At 73.7% G+C, this 7,068-nt stretch carries 10 protein-coding genes; 4 read left to right on the top strand and 6 right to left on the bottom strand.

What is annotated here, in order from left to right; genetic code table 11:
• Nucleotides 1-144: 144 nt before the first annotated feature.
• On the top strand, nt 145-882 hold the full coding sequence (hemQ, locus tag F2B26_RS13510; RefSeq protein WP_328698682.1) for a hydrogen peroxide-dependent heme synthase: 738 nt from the start codon (nt 145-147) through the stop codon (nt 880-882).
• 51 nt (nt 883-933) lie between these two features.
• Nucleotides 934-2,181: a Glu/Leu/Phe/Val family dehydrogenase gene (locus F2B26_RS13505; RefSeq protein ID WP_159810225.1), complete on the top strand. Its 1,248-nt coding sequence runs from the start codon at nt 934-936 to the stop codon at nt 2,179-2,181.
• A gap of 22 nt (nt 2,182-2,203) precedes the next feature.
• On the opposite strand, the gene F2B26_RS13500 is transcribed toward F2B26_RS13505, so the two are convergent.
• From F2B26_RS13500 to F2B26_RS13485, 4 genes are all read right to left on the bottom strand, one after another.
• Nucleotides 2,204-2,551, bottom strand: coding sequence for an META domain-containing protein (locus F2B26_RS13500; protein WP_159810223.1), 348 nt, complete (start codon nt 2,549-2,551; stop codon nt 2,204-2,206).
• 74 nt (nt 2,552-2,625) lie between these two features.
• Entirely contained in the window at nt 2,626-2,991 is a 366-nt protein-coding gene (locus F2B26_RS13495) for a fluoride efflux transporter FluC (protein WP_159810221.1), read from the bottom strand.
• The gene (locus tag F2B26_RS13490) at nt 2,988-3,386 is read right to left on the bottom strand and encodes a CrcB family protein (RefSeq protein ID WP_235929673.1); all 399 of its coding nucleotides are present in this window, start codon (nt 3,384-3,386) and stop codon (nt 2,988-2,990) included. Before F2B26_RS13490 ends, F2B26_RS13495 begins: the two co-directional genes overlap by 4 nt.
• Nucleotides 3,383-3,919: a universal stress protein gene (locus tag F2B26_RS13485; protein ID WP_159810219.1), complete on the bottom strand. Its 537-nt coding sequence runs from the start codon at nt 3,917-3,919 to the stop codon at nt 3,383-3,385. Before F2B26_RS13485 ends, F2B26_RS13490 begins: the two co-directional genes overlap by 4 nt.
• Before the next feature lie 34 nt (nt 3,920-3,953).
• Here F2B26_RS13485 and F2B26_RS13480 point away from each other — a divergent pair, with 34 nt between their 5' ends.
• Complete coding sequence (locus F2B26_RS13480) at nt 3,954-5,438, top strand: sensor histidine kinase (RefSeq protein WP_159810217.1); 1,485 nt, start codon at nt 3,954-3,956, stop codon at nt 5,436-5,438.
• Nucleotides 5,439-5,617: 179 nt separating this feature from the next.
• Here F2B26_RS13480 and F2B26_RS13475 read toward each other — a convergent pair whose 3' ends face one another.
• Complete coding sequence (locus F2B26_RS13475; RefSeq protein WP_159810215.1) at nt 5,618-5,866, bottom strand: WhiB family transcriptional regulator; 249 nt, start codon at nt 5,864-5,866, stop codon at nt 5,618-5,620.
• 335 nt (nt 5,867-6,201) lie between these two features.
• On the opposite strand from F2B26_RS13475, the gene F2B26_RS13470 reads away from it, so the two are divergent.
• Nucleotides 6,202-6,441 carry a hypothetical protein gene (locus tag F2B26_RS13470; RefSeq protein ID WP_159810213.1) on the top strand — a complete coding sequence of 80 codons (240 nt, stop codon included), beginning with the start codon at nt 6,202-6,204 and terminating at the stop codon, nt 6,439-6,441.
• On the opposite strand, the gene F2B26_RS13465 is transcribed toward F2B26_RS13470, so the two are convergent.
• Nucleotides 6,414-7,068 (bottom strand): P-loop NTPase family protein (locus F2B26_RS13465; RefSeq protein ID WP_499679447.1); only part of this gene is annotated, 655 nt, incomplete at its 5' end. The two genes, F2B26_RS13470 and F2B26_RS13465, sit on opposite strands and share 28 nt — an antisense overlap.

Genomic DNA, 7,068 nt, shown 5'->3' with positions numbered 1-7,068 from the left:
CCGTCACCGTCGGCTCGCTGCCGGCCCGTGCCGACCGCTGCCCGCCGGGTGGCTGCCTGCGCCGCGCCGGCGTCGACACCGGCGTCCCGGCCGCCTGCTCCGCCCCGGCCTGACCCGCACCTCCACGACCTCGAAGGACGCACCGTGACCGCTCAGCACGCCCCCGGACACCCCGCCGCAGCCGGGCTGACCCGCGCCGACTACGACGCGCTCAACCAGACCCTCCGCTACGCCATGTACTCGGTGTTCCGCCTCACCGGGCCGCTGCCCGCCGATGCGGTGGCGCGCGAGCACCTGGTCGCCCAGACGCTGTCCTCGGTTCAGGACGACGGCCTGGAGGTCCGCGGCTGGTACGACCTGGCCGGGTTCACCGCAGAGGCCGACCTGCTCGTGTGGTGGCACGCCGACACCGTCCCGCAGGTGCAGGGCGCCTACCACCGGCTGCGGGCCAGCGACCTCGGCCGGTCGCTGGAACCGGTCTGGTCCGTCGTCGGGCTGCACCGGCCGTCGGAGTTCAACCGTGAGCACGTGCCGTCCTTCCTGGCGGGCGCCCCGGCGCTGGAGTACGTGTGCGTCTACCCGTTCGTGCGGTCCTACGACTGGTACGTGCTCGACCCGGCCGAGCGGGCCACCATGCTGCGCGACCACGGCGTCGTCGCTGCGCCGTACACCGACCTGCTGCCCAACACCGTGGCCACCTTCGGGCTGTCGGACTACGAGTGGGTGCTCGCGTTCGAGGCCGAGCAGCCGCACCGCGTGGTCGACCTCATCCGCGACCTGCGCAACACGCGGGCCCGCGAGCACGTGCGCCTCGAGGTGCCGTTCTGGTTCGGCCAGCGCGTCGAGCTCGGGCAGTGGGCGGACCGGCAGCCGCTCGACTGACCGCCCGCGGGCACTGTCCTGGCGGTGCGCACTCGTGCCAGGGTGGTGGGCATGTCTGACCCTTCACCGCTCGCAACGGCGCGAGCACAGCTGGCCACGGCCGTCGACATCCTCGGGTTCTCCGACGGGATGCACCAGATGCTCGCCACCCCCCGGCGTGAGATGCGGGTGGCGGTCCCGCTACGACGCGACGACGGCGGCATCGAGCTGCTGCACGGCTACCGCGTCCAGCACAACATCTCCCGCGGGCCCGGCAAGGGCGGGCTGCGGTACTCCTCGCACGTCGACCTCGACGAGGTGCGCGCCCTGGCCATGTGGATGACCTGGAAGTGCGCCGTCGTCGACGTGCCGTACGGGGGAGCCAAGGGCGGGGTCACCATCGACCCGGCCACGCACAGCAAGGGCGAGCTCGAACGCGTCACCCGGCGCTACACCTCCGAGATCATGCCGATCATCGGGCCCGAGCGGGACATCATGGCGCCCGACATCGGCACCGACGAGCAGACGATGGCCTGGGTGATGGACACCTTCTCGGTCAACGTGGGCTACACCGTGCCGGCGGTGACCACCGGCAAGCCGCTCGCCGTCGGCGGCTCGCTCGGCCGGGCGACCGCCACCTCGCGCGGGGTTGTGGACGTGGCCGCTGCGGCGCTGGCCGACGCAGGCGTGCCGTTGTCGCAGGTGAGCGCAGCCGTCCAGGGTTTCGGCAAGGTCGGGTCGCATGCCGCGGTGTTCCTGCACCAGGCGGGCGCCCGGGTCGTCGCCGTGAGCGACGAGCACGGCGGCATCTACGACGAGCAGGGCCTGGACATGCCGCGGCTGATGCGGCACGTGGCCGCCACCGGGACCGTCGTCGGCTTCGACGACGCCGAGTCGATCGACAACGCCACCCTGCTCGCGCTCGAGGTGGACCTGCTCGTGCCGGCGGCCGTCGAGGGCGTGCTCGACGAGCGCACCGCGGCCACGGTGCGTGCGCGCTGGGTGGTCGAGGGTGCCAACGGCCCCACCACGACCGCCGGGGACAAGGTGCTGGCCGACCGGGGCGTCATCGTGGTGCCCGACATCCTGGCCAACGCCGGCGGTGTCGTCGTGTCGTACTTCGAGTGGGTGCAGGCCAACCAGGCGTACTGGTGGACCGAGGCCGAGATCTCCGAACGGCTCGAGCTACGGATGCGCACCGCCTACAACGCCGTCGCCGAGCTCGCCCGCCGGGACGGCCTCACGCTGCGCGACGCGGCGCTCGTCATCGGTGTGCGCCGGGTGGCACAGGCGCACGAGACCCGCGGCCTGTACCCGTGATCGTGGTGCCGGCCGGCCTGGGCTAGAGCAGGGTCGGCGCCGGGTCGGCCGGCACCAGACGCAGGACGCGGGCGTCCGACGCGCGCAGCAGCAGCGTGCCGTCGTCGGCGGCCTGCACCTGCAACGGAACCGTGAGCAGGGACTGCAGCGCCTGCTCGGCGGCCATCGCCGCGGCCGGCCCGGCCATGAGCGTGCTGGCCAGCGGGCCGAAGGTGAGCACGTCGTCGGCCAGCTCCCAGGTGCCGCGCACCCGGTTGACCCCCGAGCAGCCGAACACCATCCCGTCACCCTCGAAGGTGAGGGTCGCAGCCCCGCGCGCGCCGTCCATGTCCGGTCCGTCCACCCGCCACGTGCCCGACAGCTGCGTCATGCCCGCAGGATGTCACCGCCGCCGGGGGAGCGCCAGGGCGCGGGCCGGGGCCGTCCGGGCCCGGTGGGGCCGGCTCAGCCGGCCGTCACCCACAGACCGAGCCCGGCGGCGGCCAGACCGAGCACCAGCATCCCGCCGGCGTGGACCACGGCCAGCCACGGGCGGCCCGAACGGATCAGCCGGACGCCCTCGACGCTGGCCGTGCTGAACGTCGTGTACCCGCCCAGGAACCCCGTCCCGGCCACGGTGCGCAGCCCGGTGGGACCGTCATGCGCCAGCACCCACCCCGTGAGCAGACCGAGCAGCAACGAGCCGGTGACGTTGATGAGCACCGTGCCGAGCGGCACCCCCGTGCGGTTGCGGCGGGCGACCACGGTGTCCAACCAGAACCGGGTACCGGCACCGGCCCCGCCGGCCAGTGCGACCAGGAGCAGCGTCATGACCGTCGTCCTGCCCGGGCGCCCAGGGTCAGGCCGGCTGCGGCGGCCGCCAGCCCGAGCAAGACCGCGACGACGGCGTAGAGCGCGCCGGTGCCCACGTGGCCGTTGCGCAGCAAGGTGTCGACCTCCACGATGAACGTCGAGTAGGTGGTGTAGCCGCCCATCACGCCCGTGCCGATCCCGAGCCGCAGGTCACGGCGCAGCCCCTCGTCGGGCCCGGCGGCGGCCAGGTAGCCCAGCAGGGCACCGAGCAGGAGTGCCCCAGTGACGTTGATGACGAACGTCGTCCACGGCCACGCGCCGGGCTGGGCAGGGAACGTGGACTCCAGCACGCTGCGCGCGAGGGTCCCCGCTGCGCCACCGACGACGACGAGGGCGAGCAGACGCGGTCTCACGCCCACGGCGACCGCGCCGTCCAGTCGACCACCTGCAGCGGCACGACGAGGACCGGTCGGTGCTGGTGATGGGCCAGCCGCACGGCCACCGACCCCTCGACCCAGCTGCGCACCCGCCCGCCGGTCCCCGGTGGGCGGGTGCCGATGACGAACGCACCCGCGTCGACCGCGCGCGCGAGGTGGGTGAGCGCGCGGTCGGCCCGGCCCGCCAGGAAGCGGAACTGCCAGGGCACCTCGGTGACCAGGTCGGCGAGCATCTGCTCGACCTTCGGTGCGACCTCGCGCCACTCGTCGTCCGCGCCGTCCGGGTCGACGGGTTCGTGGTCCACCGTGCCGTCGTCGTGCTCGGCGACGGTGATGCGGGTCGGGTCGGCGTAGGCGAAGTAGACGGTGGGGCAGCCGAGCGCCAGCGCCCAGGCCTGCGCCGTGAGGGCGACGAGCTCGGGCTGGCCCGGCACGATCCCCACGACGAGCGGTCGGCCTGCGGGGGCGACGATCCGGGACGGGCTGGGCTGGGGAGGCGGTGCGGCCATGGGACCAGCCTACGAGCGGGCCTAGGCTGGTCGCGTGCCGTCCCTCTCCTCCCTCGCCGACAGGTTCGGCCCGCTGCCGGCCGCTGACCAGGAGTGGTTGCACCTGCTCGTCGGTGACTGGCAGGTGATCTCGGACCTCGCGTTCGCCGACCTCGTGCTCTGGATGCCGACGTCGGGCGGTGACTTCGTCGCAGTGGCCCAGTGCCGTCCGTCCACCGGTGCGACGGTGCACTACGACGACGTGGTCGGCTCGCACGCACCGCAGGGCCAGCTCGCGCAGCTGCGCGCGGCCCTGGAGGAGAAGCGGCCGCAACGCTCGCGCGAGCCGCGCTGGTACGGCTCGTACGCCGTGCGTGAGGAGGCCGTGCCCGTCGTGCGCAAGGGGCGGGCGATCGCGGTGATGGCCCGGCAGACCAACCTCGGCGGCGCCCGCACGCCCAGCCGGCTCGAGCTCAACTACGTCGAGGCCGCCGACGAGCTCGTCGGGATGGTCGCGCGCGGGGAGTTCCCGCTGCAGGACGCCCCGACCGGCTCCTCGCGCGGCGCACCCCGGGTGGGCGACGGCCTGGTGCGGCTCAACGCCGAGGGCGAGGTGCTCTACGCCAGCCCGAACGCGCTGTCCTGCTTCCACCGGCTCGGTGCGTTGGGGGACCTCGTCGGCCACTCGCTCGTCGAGATCACCACCGAGCTGCTCGACGAGCGCACCGCGGTCGACGAGGCGCTGCCGCTCGTGCTGCTCGGCAAGGCGCCCTGGCGGGTCGACGTCGAGTCCCGGGGCGTCGCGCTGTCCGTGCGGGCCGTGCCGCTCACCGAGGAGGGTCAGCGCACCGGGGCGGCGCTGCTGTGCCGCGACGTGTCCGAGCTGCGTCGCCGTGAGCGCGAGCTCATCACCAAGGACGCGACGATCCGGGAGATCCACCACCGGGTCAAGAACAACCTGCAGACGGTCGCCGCCCTGCTGCGGCTGCAGTCGCGGCGGGTGTCGTCCGGGGAGGCGCGCGACGCGCTCGCCGAGGCGATGAGACGCGTGGCGACCATCGCGCTCGTGCACGAGGCGCTGTCGCAGACCCTCGACGAGACGGTCGAGTTCGACGACGTCGTGCGCCGCACCCTGCGGCTGACCGCTGACGTCGCGGCGCACGACGGTGCCCAGGTGCGCACCGTCGTGGACGGCTCGTTCGGGTTCATCACGGCCGAGGACGCCACGGCGCTCGCGCTCGTCCTCACCGAGCTGGTGACCAACGCCGTCGAGCACGGGTTCGAGGGCCGCGCGGCCGGGACGGTGCGCATCGTCGTGCGCCGCGACGACGACCTGCTGCGGGTCGAGGTGCGCGACGACGGGACCGGGATCCCGGCCGACAAAGGCGCCGGCAGCGGGCTGGGCACCCAGATCGTGCAGACCCTGGTGCGCAACGAGCTCGGCGGCTCGATCAACTGGCTGCCCAACCCGGCGGGGGGCACGACGGTGGTCATCGAGGTGCGGGTGCGGCACGGGCGACCGGCGGCGACGGTCGCCTGAGGCCGGGTGGGGTCGCCGGAGGCCACGGCGTCCCGAACGAGGGGCGCCGAGGGGTGCAGCGACGGACCCTCGGACCCCGGCCCGGGGTCACCCGAGGCCGGGCGGTGGCATGGGCCTGCCCGGACACGCAGCAACGCCCGGCCGCAGGGGCCGGGCGTTGCTGCGAGGTGGTGCTGGTGTCAGCTGGCGCGACGCTGACGAGCGGTGCGGCGCTTGAGCGCACGACGCTCGTCCTCGGACAGGCCGCCCCAGACCCCGGCGTCCTGCCCGGTCTCGATCGCCCACTTGAGGCAGGTGTCCGCGACCTCGCAGCGACGGCAGACGCCCTTGGCGGCGTCGATCTGCTGCAGCGCGGGACCGGTGTTCCCGATCGGGAAGAAGAGCTCGGGGTCCTCGTCGAGGCAGGCCGCGCGGTGACGCCAGTCCATCAGTCGTGCTCCTAGATCGAGGCCGCGCGAGAGCCACTCGGAAGGTGGGGGGCGGCCGTGAAAGAAGGGATGTCTTGCTCCAAGGACAAGGGTCACATGCCTCCGGTGGTTGCCACAAGGGTTACGGACAGGTTTCGGCGCAGTAACGAGTGAGTCGTGCATCACACCGCCTGTCGCTCCTCCGCGTCCATCGGGACGAATGTCCAGGTCAACCGGTGAATTCGGCGGATGACTGGTCCTGACCTGCGACAAGACCGGGTTCGGGTGGCGTGTTCGCGGTCACATCCACACGGGTGGGCGACGTTCCGGCAATGCGTTCGAACCGGGCGGTTCGCGTGAAACGCGCCAGGTTCTGCTCGGTGCTGGCACCGGGGGAGTTCGTCATCTGGTATACGCCGCGGGTCTCTGAGGGGGCGACGGTCCAGGTCCAGGTCCAGGTCCAGGTCCAGGTCTGGGTCCTGGTCCACGTCGAGCCTGAGCCGGGACCGGCCCGGGCGGGGACCGTGCGTGCACGCGGGAGGCGTGACCGGGTCGACGCCCTGACCAGCTACTCCTCGACCGGCGACGACCAGTAGACCTGGACGGCGGTCAACGTCCGGTCCAGGCGCAGCACGCCGCGACCGGGCACCCGGACGCCCGGGTCGACGAACCACGGACCGGCCGGTCCGAGCAGCTCCGTGCCGCCGGGGGCGCTCGGGTCCAGGACGAGCAGGCGCCGGCCGCGCACCAGGGCGGCCGTCGGCCCGCGGAACGCCGTCGCGGCGTGCTCGAGCCCGACAGCCGCCAGGACGCGGACCGCCGCACCCGGGGAGCGCGCGGCCAGCAGTCGCTCCAGCCCGGCCGCGACGGCCGGATCTGTCGCCTCGAGCTCGTCGAGGTCGTCGAGCACGAGGACGCACGCAGGGTCGGGCCGGGGGTCGTCGACGAGCGAGAGCACCTCGGCCGGTCCGAGCATCCGCCGTCCGTGGCGGGCCATGCCCGCTGCGAGGCGGGCGAGGGCGGTGCTGCGGCCAGAGCCTGGCGGGCCGGCGACCAGGAGCGCAGGCTCGGGCGCCACCCGCACCTGGTCGGCACGGTCGCCACCGATCCCCAGTGAGATCGACGGGGAGTCGTCGGTGCCGTCGCAGATCTGGTCGGTGTCCGGCGCCGGCGGCGCGGCGAGCAGCGGCAGCCGTGCGAGCCGGACCGGTCCCGGCGACGCC

Source organism: Cellulomonas citrea (assembly GCF_009829685.1).
GTDB classification, from domain to species: Bacteria; Actinomycetota; Actinomycetes; order Actinomycetales; family Cellulomonadaceae; genus Cellulomonas; species Cellulomonas citrea.
This window is presented reverse-complemented; position numbering and strand designations above follow the sequence as displayed.

Excerpts from the sequence above, each read along its gene's own strand:
- F2B26_RS13505 (WP_159810225.1), top strand. The coding sequence starts at position 934 with ATGTCTGACCCTTCACCGCTCGCAACGGCGCGAGCACAGCTGGCCACG.
- F2B26_RS13500 (WP_159810223.1), bottom strand. The coding sequence starts at position 2,551 with ATGACGCAGCTGTCGGGCACGTGGCGGGTGGACGGACCGGACATGGAC.
- F2B26_RS13495 (WP_159810221.1), bottom strand. The coding sequence starts at position 2,991 with ATGACGCTGCTCCTGGTCGCACTGGCCGGCGGGGCCGGTGCCGGTACC.
- F2B26_RS13485 (WP_159810219.1), bottom strand. The coding sequence starts at position 3,919 with ATGGCCGCACCGCCTCCCCAGCCCAGCCCGTCCCGGATCGTCGCCCCC.
- F2B26_RS13475 (WP_159810215.1), bottom strand. The coding sequence starts at position 5,866 with ATGGACTGGCGTCACCGCGCGGCCTGCCTCGACGAGGACCCCGAGCTC.